At 41.9% G+C, this 18468-nt stretch carries 22 protein-coding genes; 21 read left to right on the forward strand and 1 reads right to left on the reverse strand.

Annotation, left to right across the window (positions count from 1 at the left end; genetic code table 11):
• The first annotated feature begins 54 nt into the window (after positions 1-54).
• From holB to rsmI, 6 genes are read left to right on the forward strand one after another with little or no spacing between them, the layout of a single operon-like run.
• Positions 55-1065, forward strand: a complete 1011-nt coding sequence (gene holB, locus MKY93_RS00200; protein ID WP_139366049.1) for a DNA polymerase III subunit delta' — start codon at positions 55-57, stop codon at positions 1063-1065.
• Positions 1058-1885 (forward strand): PSP1 domain-containing protein, encoded by an 828-nt coding sequence (locus MKY93_RS00205; RefSeq protein WP_078818844.1) that lies wholly within the window; start codon positions 1058-1060, stop codon positions 1883-1885. Before holB ends, MKY93_RS00205 begins: the two co-directional genes overlap by 8 nt.
• Positions 1886-1898: 13 nt before the next feature.
• The gene (yabA, locus tag MKY93_RS00210; protein ID WP_040760048.1) at positions 1899-2258 is read left to right on the forward strand and encodes a DNA replication initiation control protein YabA; all 360 of its coding nucleotides are present in this window, start codon (positions 1899-1901) and stop codon (positions 2256-2258) included.
• 58 nt (positions 2259-2316) lie between these two features.
• A complete protein-coding gene (locus MKY93_RS00215) occupies positions 2317-3057 on the forward strand; it encodes a tRNA1(Val) (adenine(37)-N6)-methyltransferase (protein ID WP_009499404.1) in 741 nt (246 codons plus the stop codon).
• Positions 3044-3307: a GIY-YIG nuclease family protein gene (locus tag MKY93_RS00220; protein ID WP_009499405.1), complete on the forward strand. Its 264-nt coding sequence runs from the start codon at positions 3044-3046 to the stop codon at positions 3305-3307. Before MKY93_RS00215 ends, MKY93_RS00220 begins: the two co-directional genes overlap by 14 nt.
• Positions 3304-4182 (forward strand): 16S rRNA (cytidine(1402)-2'-O)-methyltransferase, encoded by an 879-nt coding sequence (rsmI, locus tag MKY93_RS00225; protein ID WP_009499406.1) that lies wholly within the window; start codon positions 3304-3306, stop codon positions 4180-4182. Before MKY93_RS00220 ends, rsmI begins: the two co-directional genes overlap by 4 nt.
• Positions 4183-4252: 70 nt before the next feature.
• Here the strand turns inward: rsmI and MKY93_RS00230 are convergent, their stop codons facing one another.
• On the reverse strand, positions 4253-4528 hold the full coding sequence (locus tag MKY93_RS00230) for an AbrB/MazE/SpoVT family DNA-binding domain-containing protein (protein ID WP_009499407.1): 276 nt from the start codon (positions 4526-4528) through the stop codon (positions 4253-4255).
• 266 nt (positions 4529-4794) lie between these two features.
• Here MKY93_RS00230 and metG point away from each other — a divergent pair, with 266 nt between their 5' ends.
• From metG to pth, 15 genes are all read left to right on the forward strand, one after another.
• Positions 4795-6789, forward strand: coding sequence for a methionine--tRNA ligase (gene metG, locus MKY93_RS00235; protein ID WP_078818842.1), 1995 nt, complete (start codon positions 4795-4797; stop codon positions 6787-6789).
• Positions 6790-7002: 213 nt separating this feature from the next.
• Positions 7003-7770 (forward strand): TatD family hydrolase, encoded by a 768-nt coding sequence (locus tag MKY93_RS00240; RefSeq protein WP_340757756.1) that lies wholly within the window; start codon positions 7003-7005, stop codon positions 7768-7770.
• A gap of 136 nt (positions 7771-7906) precedes the next feature.
• Positions 7907-9139 carry a ubiquitin-like domain-containing protein gene (locus MKY93_RS00245; protein WP_340757758.1) on the forward strand — a complete coding sequence of 411 codons (1233 nt, stop codon included), beginning with the start codon at positions 7907-7909 and terminating at the stop codon, positions 9137-9139.
• Between the two features lie 139 nt (positions 9140-9278).
• Positions 9279-9845 carry a ribonuclease M5 gene (rnmV, locus tag MKY93_RS00250; RefSeq protein ID WP_009499411.1) on the forward strand — a complete coding sequence of 189 codons (567 nt, stop codon included), beginning with the start codon at positions 9279-9281 and terminating at the stop codon, positions 9843-9845.
• Positions 9838-10728, forward strand: a complete 891-nt coding sequence (rsmA, locus tag MKY93_RS00255) for a 16S rRNA (adenine(1518)-N(6)/adenine(1519)-N(6))-dimethyltransferase RsmA (RefSeq protein WP_340757760.1) — start codon at positions 9838-9840, stop codon at positions 10726-10728. Before rnmV ends, rsmA begins: the two co-directional genes overlap by 8 nt.
• Before the next feature lie 147 nt (positions 10729-10875).
• Complete coding sequence (veg, locus tag MKY93_RS00260) at positions 10876-11142, forward strand: biofilm formation stimulator Veg (protein WP_009499413.1); 267 nt, start codon at positions 10876-10878, stop codon at positions 11140-11142.
• Between the two features lie 236 nt (positions 11143-11378).
• Positions 11379-11552 (forward strand): small, acid-soluble spore protein, alpha/beta type, encoded by a 174-nt coding sequence (locus MKY93_RS00265; protein WP_009499414.1) that lies wholly within the window; start codon positions 11379-11381, stop codon positions 11550-11552.
• Positions 11553-11708: 156 nt separating this feature from the next.
• Positions 11709-12575, forward strand: coding sequence for a 4-(cytidine 5'-diphospho)-2-C-methyl-D-erythritol kinase (ispE, locus tag MKY93_RS00270; protein WP_009499415.1), 867 nt, complete (start codon positions 11709-11711; stop codon positions 12573-12575).
• A gap of 56 nt (positions 12576-12631) precedes the next feature.
• Entirely contained in the window at positions 12632-13474 is an 843-nt protein-coding gene (gene purR, locus MKY93_RS00275) for a pur operon repressor (protein ID WP_009499416.1), read from the forward strand.
• Positions 13462-13839 carry a RidA family protein gene (locus MKY93_RS00280; RefSeq protein ID WP_009499417.1) on the forward strand — a complete coding sequence of 126 codons (378 nt, stop codon included), beginning with the start codon at positions 13462-13464 and terminating at the stop codon, positions 13837-13839. The genes purR and MKY93_RS00280 overlap by 13 nt, the downstream gene beginning before the upstream one ends.
• Positions 13840-14117: 278 nt before the next feature.
• Positions 14118-14405, forward strand: coding sequence for a septation regulator SpoVG (gene spoVG / locus MKY93_RS00285; protein WP_078818837.1), 288 nt, complete (start codon positions 14118-14120; stop codon positions 14403-14405).
• A gap of 314 nt (positions 14406-14719) precedes the next feature.
• A complete protein-coding gene (glmU, locus tag MKY93_RS00290) occupies positions 14720-16078 on the forward strand; it encodes a bifunctional UDP-N-acetylglucosamine diphosphorylase/glucosamine-1-phosphate N-acetyltransferase GlmU (protein ID WP_078818836.1) in 1359 nt (452 codons plus the stop codon).
• 27 nt (positions 16079-16105) lie between these two features.
• Complete coding sequence (locus MKY93_RS00295) at positions 16106-17059, forward strand: ribose-phosphate diphosphokinase (RefSeq protein ID WP_009499423.1); 954 nt, start codon at positions 16106-16108, stop codon at positions 17057-17059.
• Positions 17060-17149: 90 nt separating this feature from the next.
• Positions 17150-17770 carry a 50S ribosomal protein L25/general stress protein Ctc gene (locus MKY93_RS00300; protein ID WP_340757772.1) on the forward strand — a complete coding sequence of 207 codons (621 nt, stop codon included), beginning with the start codon at positions 17150-17152 and terminating at the stop codon, positions 17768-17770.
• 82 nt (positions 17771-17852) lie between these two features.
• Positions 17853-18416 (forward strand): aminoacyl-tRNA hydrolase, encoded by a 564-nt coding sequence (gene pth / locus MKY93_RS00305; RefSeq protein WP_040760055.1) that lies wholly within the window; start codon positions 17853-17855, stop codon positions 18414-18416.
• The last annotated feature ends 52 nt before the right edge of the window (positions 18417-18468 follow it).

Genomic DNA, 18468 nt, shown 5'->3' on the forward strand with positions numbered 1-18468 from the left:
GGTAGCACGGGGTTTTTTGCAACAACTATGAAGAACTACCAAGGAGGAGATTGCATGTTGGAAAACGACAATAATCATGCATTGCAGTCTCAACAACAGGTAATCAAGCGCTTACAAACAATTCACCAACGTCAGCGTGTTGGACATGCCTATATATTCGACGGTTCTAATGGGTCAGGCAAGGAACTTATTGCAAGTTATTTTACAAAGTTACTGCTATGTATGGATCCAAAAGAAAATGTTCCATGTGAAACATGTCATTCCTGCAAAAGGATACAATCAGGCAATCATCCAAATGTTGTGACCATCAGACCGGACGGACAGGATATTAAAAAAGATCAAATGGCAGAATTAATTATGAAAATGACGAAGAAGGGTTATGAGGAAGGGCGTAAGGTATATATCATTGCCAACGCTGAGCGAATGAATAGTTCAGCCTCCAATACCCTATTAAAGTTTCTTGAAGAACCTGAAGGCAATGTGACAGCAATCTTGCTGACTGACTCTTACACATCTGTTTTACCGACCATTCAATCACGTTGTCAGCGAATACCTTTACAGCCCATGAATCGAGAGGCCATCATAGAGGCCCTTATACAGCAAGGAGTAACGACATCGTTGGCCGCAACCGTTACCATGATGACCGCCAATGCCAATGAAGCGTATGAAATGACGCAGGAAGATTCCTTTGTACAGAAACGGAAATTAGTGTTAAAATTAGTAGAGGCAATTGAACAGCGATCGCCGGGTGAGGCTTTGTTGTTCATTCAGACAGATTGGATGCCTTTAATGAAGGAAAAAAGTGATTGTGAACAAGGGATAGACTTGCTTCTCTTTGCATACCGTGATATTGTAGCGGTGAAAGCGGGACTGCAATCGACTATTGCGTATCCCGATCAACTGGAAACCTTCACTAAACATTCTGTTAAAAATGCGTATAGCAGTTTAACTGTAAAAATAGATGCCATCTTGCAGGCAAAAAAACGATTGCATCAAAATATGAATCGTACGCTTTTACTAGAACAATTGGTGCTTACTATGCAGGAGGGGTTATTGTTTGTATAAAGTCGTAGGCGTCCGTTTTAAAAAAGCGGGTAAATTATATTATTTCGATCCATTGGATATGCCGGTTGAAGTCGGTAACTATGTCATTGTAGAAACCGCAAGAGGCATAGAATACGGCAAAGTTGCTAGTCGAAGTAATGAAATAGATGATGAAGACGTGGTCTTGCCATTGAAGAAGATCATTCGCCTTGCCGATGAGAATGATCGAGAGCTTGTTAGAGAAAATCAGCAGGAAGCAGAGCAGGCATTTGATGTTTGTGCTGAAAAGATTATAGAGCATCGGTTGGATATGCGTTTAGTCGATGTTGAGTATACATTTGACCGCAATAAAATTGTCTTCTATTTTACTGCTGAAGGTCGAGTTGACTTTCGCAGCTTGGTAAAGGATCTTGCATCGATTTTTCGAACAAGAATTGAGTTGCGCCAAATTGGCGTACGCGATGAAGCCAAGATGCTAGGTGGAATCGGACCGTGTGGAAGGATGCTGTGCTGTTCCACATTTTTAGGAGATTTTGAGCCTGTATCCATTAAGATGGCTAAGGATCAAAACCTTTCGTTGAATCCATCGAAGATTTCAGGGCTTTGTGGGCGCCTTATGTGTTGTCTAAAGTATGAAAATGATGAATACGAGGAAGCAAAAGCACAAATGCCTGATATTGGCACTCAAGTGGCAACGCCAGACGGGATTGGAAAAGTGGTTGGCTTAAATTTATTGGAACGCGTGCTGCAAGTGAATATGCCAGCTTTTGAAAGGGTACTCGAATATGCGTGGAGTGAGATTGAGGATTTACAGAAGGAAATGGCTCAATTGACGAAATGACGAGGTGGAACAGTTGAAAGAAGTGAACTTTCTTGACAGGGTGATGGAGTTTGAACAACAGTTGGACTCTATGCAAAAACAATTCAGGGAACTTATTGGGTTTGTCGCAGAGATGACTGAAGAAAACCACTCGCTTCGTCTGGAAAACCATCATCTGCGAACGCGACTGGATGAAATCGATAAGATTACACAAAATATAGAAGAGACCGCGCGAGATGAACGTCCGAAGAAGCTAGATGTTGGCGAGGGTGTAGACAATTTAGCTCGGCTGTACAATGAAGGGTTTCATGTGTGCAATGTACATTATGGCAGCAGCCGTAAAGGCGAAGATTGTTTGTTTTGTCTGTCATTTTTAAATAAACAGAACGGTTGAAAGGGTCAATTCCTATTTTTAGGTATTGGCTTTTTCTTTTGATTAAGGAGTGTACGGCATGAATTTACAAGACGATGAAAGACTTGATTACTTATTAGCAGAGGATTTACGCATTATTCAAAGTCCTTCTGTTTTTTCATTTTCATTGGATGCGGTATTGTTGGCAAGGTTCGCTTATGTACCGATTCGAAGTGGGAAGGTAGTGGACTTGTGTACTGGAAATGGGGCCATTCCTTTATTTTTGAGTGCACGAACGAAAGCGAGAATTGTTGGGGTTGAGTTGCAAGAGCGGCTGGCAGATATGGCGAAAAGAAGTGTGGCTCATAACGGACTTGATGAACAGTTGTCGATTTTACAGGATAATGTGATTGGGATTGCCAAGAAGATTGGATACGATACCTATGATACTGTTACGTGCAATCCCCCTTATTTTCCCGCAAATGAGGCTAGTGCAAGAAACAAAAGCGAGCATTATACGATCGCAAGACATGAAGTTGAATTGAAGCTGGATCAAGCAGTACAATCTGCCAGTGAATTATTAAAACAAGGTGGCAAGGCAGCATTTGTTCATCGACCGGGTCGCCTGTTGGATATGATCACTTCTATGAGACAGCATCGACTAGAGCCAAAGCGCATTCGCTTTGTCTATCCAAAAGAAGGAAAAGAAGCGAATACGTTATTGATCGAAGCCATAAAGGATGGGAAACCAGATTTAAAAATCCTGCCTCCTTTATATGTATATCAGGCCAATGGAAATTATACAGAGGAAGTGAGGCACCTACTGTATGGCGACGAGTGAGCATTTTTTTTATGTGTTGGAATGTATAGATGGCTCGTATTACGCAGGATATACGAATGATTTAGAACGGCGCTTGCGTGTACATAATGAAGGAAAAGGGGCTAAGTATACGAGAGGTCGCTTGCCAGTCAGGTATGTTTACCGTGAAATGTATGAGACGAAACGAGAGGCGATGCAAGCAGAGTATCAATTTAAGACATTGAATCGTTCGCAAAAAGAGCAGTATATTCGAAAGGAGCGGACAGAATGATTGTTTCTCAAAAAAGTGCCGAAACGACAGAGGCAGGGAAGTTGTTTATTGTCGGAACCCCAATTGGAAATTTAGAAGATATGACATACCGTGCTATACGTATTTTGCAGGAAGTCGATTTTATAGCAGCAGAAGATACGCGAAACACGATCAAACTGTGTAATCATTTCGATATTCACACGCCGTTAATCAGTTATCATGAACATAATACGCGAGTTGCCGGAGAAAAAATTATAGAATACCTCAAAACTGGGAAGGATATAGCTATTGTAAGTGATGCGGGTATGCCGTGTATTTCAGATCCAGGAACGGATCTCGTCAAACTTGCGATTGAACAAGAAATTGCAGTCGTTCCAGTTCCCGGACCTAACGCGGCCGTGACAGCCCTCGTAGCTTCAGGGATTACGCCGCAACCATTTCTATTTTGGGGATTCTTGGCCAGGCAGAAAAAAGAACAAAAGGAACAGCTGAAAAAATTGCAACGTTATGAGGAGACGTTGTTATTCTACGAAGCACCTCATCGTTTAAAGCAGACCTTGCGAAATCTGACGGAGCAATTTGGTGAGGAACGCAAAATTGTCATGGCACGAGAGCTGACGAAACGCTTTGAAGAATTATTGAGGGGTACTCTAGCAGAAGCTGTGGAATGGGCGGACACTCATGAAATCAGAGGAGAGTTTTGCTTAGTGGTAGAGGGCAATTGCAATGTGCAAGAAGAGGTAATTGAAGAATGGTGGACGGAATTGTCTATAAAAGATCATGTTGAACAGGTGATAGAGCAAAAAGAAATACGTTCAAAAGATGCAATTCGGGAAGTGGCGGAAGCAAGAGGTCTTGGGAAGCGGGATGTATACCAGGCGTATCATGTGGATTAATTAAGGTAAGGAAAATCTTTCTGAAATAAAAAAGAATCCAGAACGAGTGAATGTCCGGGATTCTTTTTCATTAATTAATTTTACCTTCGATTTCTTGAATTAGTTGTTTAGCGCCTTCAGGACTTAAAATCAACTTACCATCAATTAGACGAAGATTGTCGTCTGAGACTTCTCCGGTGATAGAGCATGTCATATTTGGCATGTACTTCTTCAAGATAATCTTGTCATCGTCCACGTATATTTCTAACGCATCTTTTTGCTCAATACCGAGCGTGCGACGTAATTCGATTGGGATAACAACACGGCCTAACTCATCAACTTTTCTCACGATTCCAGTAGATTTCATGACAAGGATTCCTCCTACACTCTAAATTTCTATTCGTCAAAATTCGACATGATTCTCTTGTCTATTAAACATCATACCAACTCTTCCAATAATCGTCAATCATCAGAACTTAAAAAAACAATAATATTATTTATCAATTTTTTGATAGGAAAAAAATGAGAATTTATATGTAAATCTAGTTATTTGTCATTCATGCCCTTAGAAATTGATAGATAAATACACTTAATTAGATGAGAACATGGCACTTTTGTACAACATCCGATAAAATGAAACTATACATTAATTTATTTGGAGGAATTCGTGTGGAGAATCAATCTAAAACGTTTTATATTACTACACCTATTTATTACCCGAGCGGAAAATTTCATATAGGAACGGCTTATACTACCATTGCTTCTGATGCTATGGCGCGCTATAAACGGTTGCGTGGATATGATGTCAGATTTTTAACGGGAATGGACGAGCATGGACAAAAAATACAGGAGAAAGCAGAGGAAGAAGGCCTTTCACCTCTTAAATATGTCGATGGAATTGCGGATATTGCAAAGAATCTCTGGAAACTGATGGACATCTCGTACGATGACCTGATCCGAACTACAGAAGATCGTCATAAGAAAGTCGTAGAAAAGATCTTCCAGAAGTTCCTTGATAATGGTGACATCTATAAAGGAAAGTACGAAGGATGGAAATGTGTACCGTGTGAGTCATACTTTACGGAATCGCAGCTTGAAGACGGAAATTGTCCGGACTGTGGAAGACCTGTCCAGCGTGTTGAGGAAGAATCCTATTTTTTCAATATGAAAAAGTATTCCGATCGATTGTTAGCGTACTATGAAGAAAATCCGACATTTATTGAGCCGGAATCACGTAAAAATGAAATGATCAATAACTTTATCAAGCCTGGATTAGAAGATTTGTCCGTTTCCCGTATGTCATTTGACTGGGGAATTAAAGTGCCGGGAGATCCAAAACACGTCATTTACGTTTGGGTAGACGCCCTGACGAACTATATTACCTCACTTGGCTATTTATCCGACGATGATTCGTTGTTTAAAAAATACTGGCCTGCTGATGTCCATGTCGTAGGAAAAGACATTGTTCGATTCCATACGATTTATTGGCCGATCTTTTTGATGGCACTCGATCTGCCATTGCCGAAGAAAGTATTTGCACACGGTTTCATTATGATGAAAGACGGAAAAATGTCGAAATCTAAAGGAAATGTTGTCTATCCCGAGATGTTAGTGGAACGTTACGGCTTGGATGCAACTCGTTATTTCCTACTACGAGAGCTTCCGTTCGGGCAGGACGGGGTATTTTCTCCGGAAGCATTTGTCGAGCGTATTAACTATGACTTAGCAAACGACCTAGGGAATTTACTGAACCGTACGATTTCCATGATCAATAAGTATTTCGATGGAGAAATCCTGACGGAAGGCTTGGTTTCTACGGAATACGATGAGTCGTTACGTGATATGATCCAACAAACAGTGAATAAATATGAACATTCCATGGAAAAAATGCAGTTCAGCGTTGTATTGTCGGATGTTTGGGCATTAATCTCACGAACGAACAAATATATAGACGAGACATCCCCATGGGTATTGGCGAAATCAGAAGAAGACCGCATGAAATTGGCATCTGTCATGTATCATCTTGCACTTTCTCTTCATCACACAGCGGTATTGCTGCAGCCGTTCATGACGAATGCGCCGAAACAAATGGTCGAGCAGTTAGGTCTTGCGGAAGATTCACTGGCTTGGGATTCGTTACAAAACAATTACCAAATTCCGCATGGTACTACAGTCATCGGAAAAGGTGTACCGATCTTCCCACGTTTAGATACGGAAGTAGAAGTCGAGTATATTCGACAGCAAATGGCTATCACGGCTCCCGCTGAAGTGCAAGAAGAGGTGGAAGAAGTGACAGAAGAAACGAATGAAATTACCATTGATGATTTTATGAATGTAGAGTTGCGTGTGGCGACAGTGACGGCGTGTGAGAAAATGCCGAAAGCCGATAAGTTATTGAAATTGCAACTAGACTTAGGTTACGAGCAACGTCAAGTCGTGTCAGGCATCGCAGAACATTACGATGCTGAAGAAGTAGTCGGCATGAAAGTGATTGTCGTGGCGAACCTGAAACCAGTGAAACTGCGCGGTGAATTATCACAAGGGATGATTCTGGCAGGGAAGAAAGACGGCGTTTTGAAGCTTGCTACCGTCGATTCCTCATTGGAAAATGGAGCACAAGTGAAGTAATTTAACGAAAAAAGGATGTCCGGTTCTAATACCGGGCATCTTTTTTCGTGGAGCAAATAAATTCACTTGAAGGATAAATTATGATTTACTAGTTCAATCCGGTGGGAAAGGTATGTATATACAACCGCCTGTTTGTAACATGTTTGTAATGTGAATGAGATGTAAGACACAATTTTTGATCATAGAATAGAGAATACTGTGAGGAGAGATACGATGTTTATCGATACACATGTCCACTTGAACGCAGATCAATACGAAGATGATGTGGAAGAGGTTATTCAGCGTGCACTCGATGCGAATGTAGAAAAAATGGTTGTGGTCGGATTTGATACAAAAACGATCGAAAAGGCGATGGAATTAATTGAACGCTATCCATTTATTTACGGTGTAATTGGCTGGCATCCTGTTGACGCGATTGATTGCACAGATCGTGATTTACAATGGATCAAGGAATTGGCTGCTCATCCTAAAATCGTTGGCATTGGAGAGATGGGCCTTGACTATCACTGGGACAAGTCACCGAAGGACATACAGCAGGAACTGTTTCGTAAACAAATTCAATTAGCAAAAGAAGTGAACTTGCCAATTATTATTCATAATCGGGATGCTACGGGCGATGTAGTCCGTATATTGCAGGAAGAATCGGCGAGCGAAGTTGGTGGGATTATGCATTGTTACGGTGGAAGCGTTGAAACGGCCAAACAATGTATTGATATGAATTTCCTAATTTCTCTCGGAGGACCGGTGACATTCAAGAATGCGAGAATGCCAAAAGAGGTAGCAAAAGAGATTCCGCTAAAAAATTTATTGATCGAAACGGATGCGCCATATTTAGCACCGCATCCATACAGAGGGAAACGCAATGAACCCGCATACGTACCGCTGGTTGCTGAGGAAGTTGCACGTCTCAAAGAAATATCGGTTGAACAAGTCGCAAGGCAAACTACTGAAAATGCCATACATCTTTTCGGTATACAGTGAATATAGTGGTCACTGGGTTTGCGTTTCTTGACAGACAATATAGTGATGCGGTCATCTAGTTATTTTTAATTTAAAAGATTGACAGGCAAAAACAAACACTATATACTCAGCCGAGTAATGAAGGAGGAGTTTTTTCATGTCTCAGAAACCCATGAAAAACCTGTTTACGTTTTCAACGAAGGGTAAGCGTATTGCAATTCTAGCGATTGCAATGGCTTTATTCATAACAACAACGTCACTCGTATTGATTGACGGCAAAAAGAAGACAGTCTCTTTGGCGCTTAACGGTAAGCAAACTGAATTGCGTACTGCTGCTGCCACTGTAGAAGAACTTCTAGCCGCTAACGACATACAAGTGAAGACACATGACCATCTTGAACCTTCGATGGATACACCAATTGAGCATGGCTTGGCCATCCAATGGAAACAGGCGAAAAAAGTTACTATAGATGTCGATGGCAAGACGCAAGAACTGTGGACGACGGAACAGACAGTACAGGATGTACTAAAGAAGGCAAATGTTGATGTTACCACACATGATGAAGTAGAACCTGCTCTGGCAGCGAATATTTCAGATAATCAGCCGATCACCGTCGAAAAGGCATTCCAAGTCATTGTAAAAGACGGTGGAAAAGAGAGTACACACTGGTCAACTTCGACTACGGTCGCTGACTTTTTAAGGGATCAAAATATCCGGCTCACTGAATTGGATAAAGTAGAAGGAGATTCGAAAGCAAAGTTAACAGCGTCTAATGCTAAAGTAAACATTGCACGAGTAGAAAAGGTCACCGATGTAGTGGAAGAATCAGAGAACTTCAAAGTGCAAACGAAAACTGACCCTAAATTGCTGAAAGGCCGCGAAAAAGTGGTTCAAGAAGGCAAAAAAGGGAAAGTTCAGCGGAGGTTTGAAGTCACAAAGAAAAATGGAAAAGTAGTATCTCGTGAATTAGTTAGCGAGAAAGTGATTGAGAAGCCTACACATAAAGTGGTACGTGTCGGTTCAAAAGTTATGGTCGCTAGTGCTAATTCTCAGAGCGATGGCAATGTAGGTGTTTCACGTAGTGGCGCACCGAGCGGAGGACGTGAGTTCTATGCTAATGCGAGTGCATATACTGCTTATTGCAACGGGTGTTCAGGAACCACGGCGACAGGTATCGACTTGCGCGCAAACCCAAATTTAAAAGTGATTGCGGTCGATCCGAGTGTCATTCCGTTAGGATCTAAAGTGTGGGTTGAAGGCTATGGTTACGCAGTTGCAGGAGATACAGGAGGCGCTATTAAAGGCAATCGTATCGATTTGCACATGCCGACCAAAGCTCAAGCTTATCAATTTGGACGCCGCCAAGTTAAGATCAAAGTAATTAACTGACTATACAACGCCGGTAAAGGAGAGTAACTCTTTCCTTTGCCGGTTTTTTCGTCTTTAGACAACGTGGCCAGTATGGTTGTGCAGCATGCGAAAAAACAGTAAAATAGAAAGAATGATATGGTAAGAAAAGAGGAATCCTGTGAATATAGAAGAAGTTGTTGTGGTGGAAGGAAAGTCAGACACCATCGCAGTCAAAAGAGCAACAGGCGCAGATACGATTGAAACGAATGGTTCTGCTGTCAATGAACAGACGATTGAGCGAATTCGTCATGCACAAAAGACACGGGGCGTCATCGTCTTTACAGATCCAGACTTTCCTGGCAGACGCATACGGGCAATTGTTGAAGAACAAGTACCCGGCGTCAAGCACGCGTTTCTTTCAAAAAAAGATACGATTGCTAAGAATGGCCGTGGATTAGGTATAGAACATGCAAGTGATGAGTCGATTCGTCATGCCTTGGCTTCTGTTTACACGGTAAGTGTGCATACAATTGAGGAGATCCCTATGGCGCGGCTGCTGGATGCCAAGCTGATCGGTCACGATGAATCTAGAAAACGTCGTGACCGGCTGAGTGAGTTACTGCAGATTGGACAGGTCAACGGGAAAGGTTTGAAAAAGCGTTTGGAGATGTTCCGAATATCTCAGGATCAGCTAGAAGAGGCAATAAAAGTTCTCGACGAGGAGGAAATGAATACTGATGTATAAAGACATCGCAACACCGATGAGGACGAAGGAAATATTACAAAAGCACGGGTTTTCATTCAAAAAGAGTTTAGGACAGAACTTCTTGGTAGACCCGAATGTATTGCATAATATCGTATCCCACGCAGCTGTAACAAAAAATACAGGCGTTATTGAAGTAGGGCCAGGAATCGGTGCGCTGACAGAGCATTTGGCACGGCAAGCGGGAAAAGTAGTGGCGTTTGAAATAGATGGTCGTCTGCTTCCGGTGTTGGAAGACACCATGTCTCCGTACCCGAATGTCACGGTACTGCATCAAGATGTCCTGAAGGCCGATCTTCATCAAGTAATAGAGGAACAATTTGCCGACTACGAAGACATCGTAGTTGTTGCCAATTTGCCATATTATATAACGACTCCAATAATCATGAAATTCCTAATGGAAAAGGCACGGGTTAAACAGTTGGTCATCATGATGCAAAAGGAAGTGGCCGATCGCATCACAGCGGTCCCGAGTACGAAAGCATACGGCTCATTATCCATAGCCGTGCAATATTATATGGATGCAGAAGTGTCGATGATCGTGCCTAAAACTGTTTTTATTCCGCAACCGAATGTAGAGTCAGCAGTTTTATGTTTAACACGTAAGGAAAATGCGTACCCTGATGTAGTGGATGAAGAGTTTTTGTTTATCGTAACTCAGGGATCATTCCTTCATCGCCGTAAGACAATATGGAATAACTTACAGTCTTCGCTGCCGGAGGGCAAAGAGAAGAAGGAGCTAATTCAGAAGGCTTTCGAAGTTGCTGAAGTGGATCCCGGAAGAAGAGGAGAAACACTGTCAATTCCAGAGTTCATCAAGCTTTCGAATGCATTATACCCGTATTTCCATACACCGAAATCATGACAAAAGTCAATCAAATTTTATTGTGAAAAATGGTGGAATTTTTCATAAAACATTTGACAAAGACATAGGATCACTGTTAAAATAAAAAATTTGGTTGACAGATCTTCCGAAAAATGTTATGCTAGTATTTAGTGAGGTGTAAGCAACATGCCAAAAACATTAGCAGACATTAAAAAGTCACTGGATGCTCATTTAGGGAAACGTCTCCACCTAAAGGCTAATGGCGGTCGAAAAAAGACGATCGAACATGCCGGAGTTTTGCGCGACACGTATCGTGCAGTTTTCGTAGTAGAGTTAGACCAGGATGACAATGCGTTTGAAAGAGTTTCTTACAGCTATGCAGATATTTTGACCGAAGCGGTTGAAATAACAATTCTTGATGGTGCGGATCAAACTGCCTTTATCATCAAATAATTACAAGATGCAATTTTTTTAATTTAATTCCTAGCAAACCTGTACAAGTAGTTCTTGTACAGGTTTTTTTATTATATTAAACAGTTTTCTAAAAGTAAGAGGTCAATGATGCACATTCATTACGTGGGTTGTTGCGCCTTAATCTCCTGGGATAAAGAGTATTTATAAAATAAACACGTGTATTTTTTTTATTTCGGCACATTCTATAGTAGTCAGCCGAAAAGGAGGAAAACCGAATGGCGAGAAAAGGCGTCATGTCAGATCAGTTGAAAGAAGAAATCGCAAAAGACCTTGGCTTTTATGATGTTGTACAGCGAGAAGGTTGGGGCGGAATTCGATCACGTGATGCGGGCAATATGGTGAAACGTGCGATTGAAATGGCAAGCAGGCAAGCGGAGGAGAAAAAATAATCCATCCTATGTCCCGGAGAATCCAAAACAGGCTGACAAAAGGAACTGCAAAAGCGAAAACGCTTGCAGTTCTTTTTTCGTTTATTCTTCCTATGTTCTATCTATTGTGTGGTAATATAATGAGCAAGAACATGCTGTGGGGAGGGAGCTTTTATCATGATTTACGAAAAGGCACCTGCGAAAATCAACTTAACTTTAGATGTGCTGCATAAACGGCCAGACGGATTCCATGAGGTAGAAATGATCATGACAACCGTTGACTTGGCTGATCGTATATGGCTTCGACTTACATCAGAGCGCTCCATTACGATTAAAGCGTCTCACCGCTTTGTCCCAAATGATCGCAAAAACTTAGCTTATCAAGCTGCTGACTTATTGCGAAAACGATATCGGGTAAATGAAGGCGTTGAAATAACGTTAGATAAGAATATTCCAATTGCTGCAGGGCTTGCAGGCGGAAGTTCGGATGCTGCAGCTACTTTGCGAGGGTTGAATCGTTTGTGGAAATTGGGCCTCTCGTTGGATGAGTTGGCAGTGCTTGGAGCAGAGATTGGTTCGGATGTTTCATTTTGTGTCTATGGAGGGACAGCGATTGCAAATGGGCGAGGAGAGAAAATTACTCATTTATCGCCTCCGCCGAATTGCTGGGTAATCTTAGCGAAGCCGTCTATCGGCGTGTCGACTGGAAACATTTATGGTCAGCTAGATTTATCGACTGTATCACACCCGAAAACTGCGCAAATGATAGAAGCCTTAAAAGAAGGTGACTATAATAAAATGTGTGCTTCATTAGGAAACGTGTTAGAACCTGTCACGATGGGATTACATGATGAAGTGGTGGTGCTTAAGGAGCAAATGGAACGCTTCGGAGCAGATGCCGTATTGATGAGTGGCAGTGGTCCGACTGTTTTTGGCTTAGTAAGACAGGAATCACGCGTGCCTAAGATTGTGAATGCATTGAAAGGTTTTTGTCAAGATGTACATGCAGTACGGATGCTAGGAGAACGTGTCTTAGTTGATTAATACCGTACAATTATGATAATGTACTTATAATTCATTCGGATTTAGGAGTCGGTAGTATGAAGTGGAAAAGAAGTGAAAGGCTGGTCGATATGACGCGCCATCTGCTGGAAAATCCGCACACACTCATTTCTTTGACGTTTTTCTCTAACAGATATGCTGCAGCGAAATCTTCGATCAGTGAAGATCTAGGTATTCTGAAAGAAACTTTCGAAGAGAGTGGGACCGGGCGACTAGTGACCATTTCCGGTGCAGCAGGCGGTATTAAATATATTCCCTTAGCTAGTGAAGAAGAAGGGAAAGACGTGATACATTCCTTAATGGATGAGCTGAGAAAATCAGATCGTCTTCTTCCTGGCGGTTATTTGTATATGACAGACCTATTGGGTAACCCTAAATTTCTTGATCGTATTGGCAAAGTGATCGCCACTGCATTTTTCGATGCGGAAATTGATGCGATCATGACAGTTGCCACGAAGGGAATTCCAATTGCACACGCCATTGCGCGCCATCTGAATGTCCCTGTAATCGTTGTTCGTCGTGATAGCAAAGTAACAGAAGGATCCACGGTGAGCATTAATTATGTTTCGGGTTCTGCTCGAAGGATCCAAACGATGGTTCTGTCGAAAAGGAGTATGCAAAGCGGTCAAAAAGTTTTGCTGACGGATGATTTCATGAAAGTCGGCGGTACGATACAAGGTATGAAAAGCCTTTTGGAAGAGTTTAATTGTGAACTGGGTGGCGTAGCGGTATTAGTCGAAGCTGAACATCTGGAAGAAGTTTTGGTGGATGACTATCTATCGCTGATCAAACTTCATGCAGTAGATGAGAAACACAGAAAGATTGAATTAGAAGAAGGAAATTACTTTACGAGAGGTGGAAACCAAACATGGAATATGTAAAAACCGAACAAGCACCGCAGGCGATCGGCCCTTACTCACAAGCAGTAAAGGTGAATGGTGTCGTCTATACGTCTGGAGCAATCCCTTTGACAGCGGCAGGCGAACTTGTAGAAGGCGGAATTGTTGAGCAAACGAATCAAGTACTGGTCAATCTTCGTAAAATATTAGAAGAAGCAGGTACAAGTATGGAACAAGTTATCAAGACGACGGTGTTCATTCAAGACATGAACGAATTCGCCGCGTTGAACGAAGTTTACGCAGAACACTTTGGTGACCATAAACCCGCGCGTTCTACAGTAGAAGTAGCGCGTCTGCCAAAAGACGTACGAGTCGAAATTGAAGCAGTAGCAATTTGCAAATCATAATTTATGTAGGCAGGCGGTTCCATGTAATGTCTCTTAAAGGACAATGGACCGCTTATTTTAATCTTAGCGGGCTAGAATATCAGCATGGACCCTGAACGTGAACAGCTAATTTACCTTATTGTATAGATATTAAAAAAATTCATAAAAATTCTATTTTAATCTGTAGAGAAAACGAGTATTATAGAATCAACACAAATATTCTGGGTAAAAAGAGGAATTTTACCAGATGACCTAGAATAAGTACATTGTGAAGAATAGACAACAAGGGAGTGGGGAAAATGGAGATCACAGATGTAAGATTACGCAAGGTAGACACCGAAGGCAGAATGAGAGCAATTGCTTCCATAACGCTGAACGATCAGTTTGTCATCCATGATATCCGGGTCATAGAGGGGAATGACGGATTATTCGTAGCAATGCCAAGTAAACGTACGCCGGATGGAGAATTTCGTGATGTCGCGCACCCGATTAACTCGGACGCAAGAACAAAAGTACAAGAAGCGATTCTAGCGGCATATCATCAAGTAGGAGAACAACAGGGGGTACTTGAAGAAGCTGCACTATAAATTTGCCAGTTATAAGAAAGCGTTTTCATATCTATTTTAAGCAAAAGGCCATCTATTTGAGTAGATGGCCTTTTGGTTTCAATAAGAAAAGACGAGGGTATACCCAAATCACTCCTGTTAGTAAAAAGATGGTCGATAAAGTACGTTTACTATTATAACAATCTTAAAAATTCATAGTGGTTTTCTATGAATATAAAATTTGCCAAAAGATTATTAATGATAAAAGAAAGTAATGTAATTGTCAAGGGGATATGCTTGAAAAAAGCGATCATTTCCGATATAGTCAATAATGAATTAAGGATGGGGGCTGGCAGATGACAAAGACATATGCTATCGTCCTGGCTGCAGGACAAGGGACTCGAATGAAGTCCGATTTATATAAAGTGCTTCACCCAGTCTGCGGTAAACCAATGGTAGAGCATGTGATTGACCATATTCGAGATCTAGATTCAGACCGGATCGTCACCATTGTTGGTCATGGCGCGGAAACGGTAGAACAAGCATTAGGAAACAAAAGTGAATATGCGTTACAGGCAGAGCAACTTGGTACCGCACATGCTGTGCAACAAGCCGGATCGGTTCTTGGCGATCTTGACGGCACCACTCTTGTCGTTTGCGGAGACACACCGTTAATCGGCAGCGAGACAATGAAAGCGTTACTTGCCCATCATCATCAAACAGAAGCAAAAGCTACAATACTTACTGCAATCGCAGATGACCCGACCGGCTATGGACGAATCATCCGCGCAGAGAACGGCGACGTATTGCGAAACGTCGAACATAAGGATACCGATGATGAAGAGCGTAACGTGAAGGAAATTAATACAGGAACTTATTGTTTTGATAATCGGGCATTGTTTGAAACACTAAAAAAAGTAAATAACGACAATGCACAGGGTGAGTATTATCTTCCTGACGTATTAGGTATTTTGAAATCAGAAGGACAGCGCATTTCGGCTTACACGACGCCAAATTTCCATGAAACATTGGGCGTCAACGATCGTGTTGCATTAGCGCAAGCCGAAAAAGAAATGCGTCGCCTCATTGCAGAGAAACATATGCGCAACGGTGTAACGATCATCAATCCGGAGCAGACTGTGATCAGTGCTGACGCAGAAATTGGCCGAGACACTGTCATCCAGCCAGGTGTAGTGATCGAAGGGTCAACGAAAATTGGTTCAAACTGTGTGATCGGCCCTAATAGTCATTTACAAAATAGTACAGTAGGCGATCAAACAACAATTCATTCATCTGTCGTTCGTGATAGCCAAGTGGGCTCGCAGACAGCAGTTGGTCCGTTTGCACATTTACGTCCGGAAACTCAATTGGGCAACCATGTGAAGATCGGCAACTTTGTAGAAGTGAAGAAATCCCAGCTTGGCGACGACAGTAAGGTATCCCATCTCAGCTATATTGGGGACGCCGAAATTGGCAAGAATGTAAATGTGGGTTGCGGCACGATTACCGTTAATTATGACGGTAAAAATAAGCATAAGACAGAGATACAGGATGACGCTTTTATTGGTTGTAACGCTAATTTAGTAGCTCCTGTCACTGTAGGAAAAAATGCTATTGTAGCTGCTGGATCCACTATTACAAAAAATGTTCCAGAAAATTCACTTGCAATTGCGCGTGTTCGCCAAGAAAATAAAGAAGGATATGTAAAAAACTAATCTTACCCAACTAACAGGAGGGCCATCATGGCAAATCATTATCCGAACGACAAACTGAAAATCTTTTCGTTAACTGCGAATGAACCACTAGCACAAGAAGTAGCGGAGCAAGTCGGACTACCTCTAGGTAAATGCTCAGTCAAACGTTTTAGTGATGGAGAAATCCAAATCAATATCGACGAAAGCATTCGAGGTTGTGAAGTGTTTGTCATCCAATCTACTTCCAACCCAGTCAACGATAACTTAATGGAACTTCTCATTATGTTAGATGCCTTGATGCGTGCTTCTGCGCGTACGATTAATGTAGTGATGCCTTATTATGGCTATGCACGGCAGGACCGTAAGGCTAGCTCACGTGAGCCAATCACAGCTAAGCTAGTAGCGAATTTATTGGAAAAAGCGGGTGCTGACCGTGTCATCGCTGTAGATTTGCATGCACCTCAGATTCAAGGCTTCTTTGATATTCCGATTGACCACTTAATTGCTGAGCCAATCTTGACTGAATACTTCCAAAGCCAAGAATTAGACGACCTTGTCATCGTATCACCTGACCATGGTGGTGTTACAAGAGCACGTAAAATGGCGGATCGAATGAAAGCACCAATCGCGATCATTGATAAACGTCGTCCGCGTCCGAATGTAGCGGAAGTGATGAATATTGTTGGGAATGTTGAGGGCAAAACAGCTATTCTTATTGACGATATCATCGATACGGCTGGAACAATTACGATTGCAGCGAGCGCCTTAATTGAAAGTGGAGCGAAAGAAGTGTATGCTTGTTGTTCACATCCAGTTTTATCCGGTCCTGCAATTGAACGGATAAACAACTCCAAGATTAAGGAATTGGTTATTACAAATTCCATCGAATTGCCGGAGTCTAAGCAATCTCCAAAAATCAAACAGCTATCAATTGCACCGCTATTGGCATCTGCAATTATTCGCGTGTTTGAGAAGAAGTCCGTAAGCACTTTGTTTGATTGATGACAAGTTACCTGATGTCGTCTGATATTGAATGTTTCAAGAGGTAGAAAAAACTTTTTTAAAGGAAAGGTGACTATACAAATGAACACAATGCAGTCGAACTTAAGAGAACCTGACAAAACGACACTAAGACAATTACGAAATGACGGGTGGATTCCTTCCGTAGTCTATGGTTACGAAACAGAAAGCACGCCAATCGCGGTAAAAGAGCGTGATTTGATTGATACGCTTCGCGAGACAGGGAAAAATGGTGTAATCAAGTTGAACGTAGACGGCAAAGATGTAAATGTCGTGTTAAATGATTATCAATCTGATGTGTTAAAAGGCAATATTACACACGCTGACTTTTTATCGATCAATATGACAGAAAAACTTGAAGTTGAAGTTGTTATTAATCTGGTTGGCGAATCGCCCGGTGAAAAACAAGGCGGTACATTGCAACAGCCGATCCGTGAAGTAACGATCCGTGTTAAGCCTTCTGACATTCCAGAATCCATCGATGTTGACGTTTCAGAGCTGGAAATTGGGGATACGCTACTCGTTAGCGATGTCCGCGCGAAAGCAGCATATGAGATCTTGAATGAGGATGAAGATACACTTGTACTCGTATCAGCTCCTCGTACAGAAGCAGAAATGGAAGCACTGGACGAAGCAACTGATTCTGGTGAAGGTGCGGAACCCAAAGTAATTGGCGATGAAAAAGACGAATAAATAACGAAATGGGCGCACGAGTTTGTACCGTGCGCTCCTTTTCTATGCATATAGAGAACGTTTAGAAAAGGAAGAGAAGCAAATGAAATTAATAATCGGACTCGGAAATCCGGGAAAAACGTATGAAAAAACACGTCATAATATTGGATTCCAAGTAATTGATGAGTTGGCAAAGCGCTTGCAAGCACCTGCGTTTCAGAAAAAGTTCAATGGACAATACACAACTGTACATACCGTCCAAGGTAAAGTGATCTTGCTGAAACCGATGACGTATATGAACTTGTCGGGCGAATGTGTACGCCCATTGGCTGACTTTTTCGAAGTAAATGACGAAGAGATAGTCGTCCTATACGATGATTTGGATCTGCCGGTAGGAAAAATACGTCTTCGTCAAAAAGGAAGTGCTGGCGGTCATAACGGAATGAAATCATTGATTGCTCATTTAGGAACAACTGAGTTTAATCGAATCCGTATCGGCGTCGACCGTCCTTCAGGCGGAATGAAGGTTTCCGATTATGTGTTGGCTCCTTTCAGTGCGGACGAGCAGCCTTTAATCGAAGAGGCAGTCCAAAAAAGTGCCGATGCTTGTGAGGAATGGCAAAAGACGCCATTTATTGAAGTGATGAATAAATTTAACGGTTCTTAAGCATAACGTTGCAATTCTTTGCCTATACTTTGAAAAAGGAAGGTGAAGAGTG

This window comes from Sporosarcina sp. FSL W7-1283 (assembly GCF_038003105.1).
Classification (GTDB): domain Bacteria; phylum Bacillota; class Bacilli; order Bacillales_A; family Planococcaceae; genus Sporosarcina; species Sporosarcina newyorkensis.

Coding starts and splice junctions, on each gene's coding strand:
- holB (WP_139366049.1), top strand. CDS start 55: ATGTTGGAAAACGACAATAATCATGCATTGCAGTCTCAACAACAGGTA.
- MKY93_RS00215 (WP_009499404.1), top strand. CDS start 2,317: ATGAATTTACAAGACGATGAAAGACTTGATTACTTATTAGCAGAGGAT.
- MKY93_RS00220 (WP_009499405.1), top strand. CDS start 3,044: ATGGCGACGAGTGAGCATTTTTTTTATGTGTTGGAATGTATAGATGGC.
- rsmI (WP_009499406.1), top strand. CDS start 3,304: ATGATTGTTTCTCAAAAAAGTGCCGAAACGACAGAGGCAGGGAAGTTG.
- MKY93_RS00230 (WP_009499407.1), bottom strand. CDS start 4,528: ATGAAATCTACTGGAATCGTGAGAAAAGTTGATGAGTTAGGCCGTGTT.
- metG (WP_078818842.1), top strand. CDS start 4,795: ATGAAACTATACATTAATTTATTTGGAGGAATTCGTGTGGAGAATCAA.
- MKY93_RS00240 (WP_340757756.1), top strand. CDS start 7,003: ATGTTTATCGATACACATGTCCACTTGAACGCAGATCAATACGAAGAT.
- MKY93_RS00245 (WP_340757758.1), top strand. CDS start 7,907: ATGTCTCAGAAACCCATGAAAAACCTGTTTACGTTTTCAACGAAGGGT.
- rsmA (WP_340757760.1), top strand. CDS start 9,838: ATGTATAAAGACATCGCAACACCGATGAGGACGAAGGAAATATTACAA.
- veg (WP_009499413.1), top strand. CDS start 10,876: ATGCCAAAAACATTAGCAGACATTAAAAAGTCACTGGATGCTCATTTA.
- MKY93_RS00265 (WP_009499414.1), top strand. CDS start 11,379: ATGGCGAGAAAAGGCGTCATGTCAGATCAGTTGAAAGAAGAAATCGCA.
- ispE (WP_009499415.1), top strand. CDS start 11,709: ATGATTTACGAAAAGGCACCTGCGAAAATCAACTTAACTTTAGATGTG.
- purR (WP_009499416.1), top strand. CDS start 12,632: ATGAAGTGGAAAAGAAGTGAAAGGCTGGTCGATATGACGCGCCATCTG.
- MKY93_RS00280 (WP_009499417.1), top strand. CDS start 13,462: ATGGAATATGTAAAAACCGAACAAGCACCGCAGGCGATCGGCCCTTAC.
- spoVG (WP_078818837.1), top strand. CDS start 14,118: ATGGAGATCACAGATGTAAGATTACGCAAGGTAGACACCGAAGGCAGA.
- glmU (WP_078818836.1), top strand. CDS start 14,720: ATGACAAAGACATATGCTATCGTCCTGGCTGCAGGACAAGGGACTCGA.
- MKY93_RS00295 (WP_009499423.1), top strand. CDS start 16,106: ATGGCAAATCATTATCCGAACGACAAACTGAAAATCTTTTCGTTAACT.
- MKY93_RS00300 (WP_340757772.1), top strand. CDS start 17,150: ATGCAGTCGAACTTAAGAGAACCTGACAAAACGACACTAAGACAATTA.
- pth (WP_040760055.1), top strand. CDS start 17,853: ATGAAATTAATAATCGGACTCGGAAATCCGGGAAAAACGTATGAAAAA.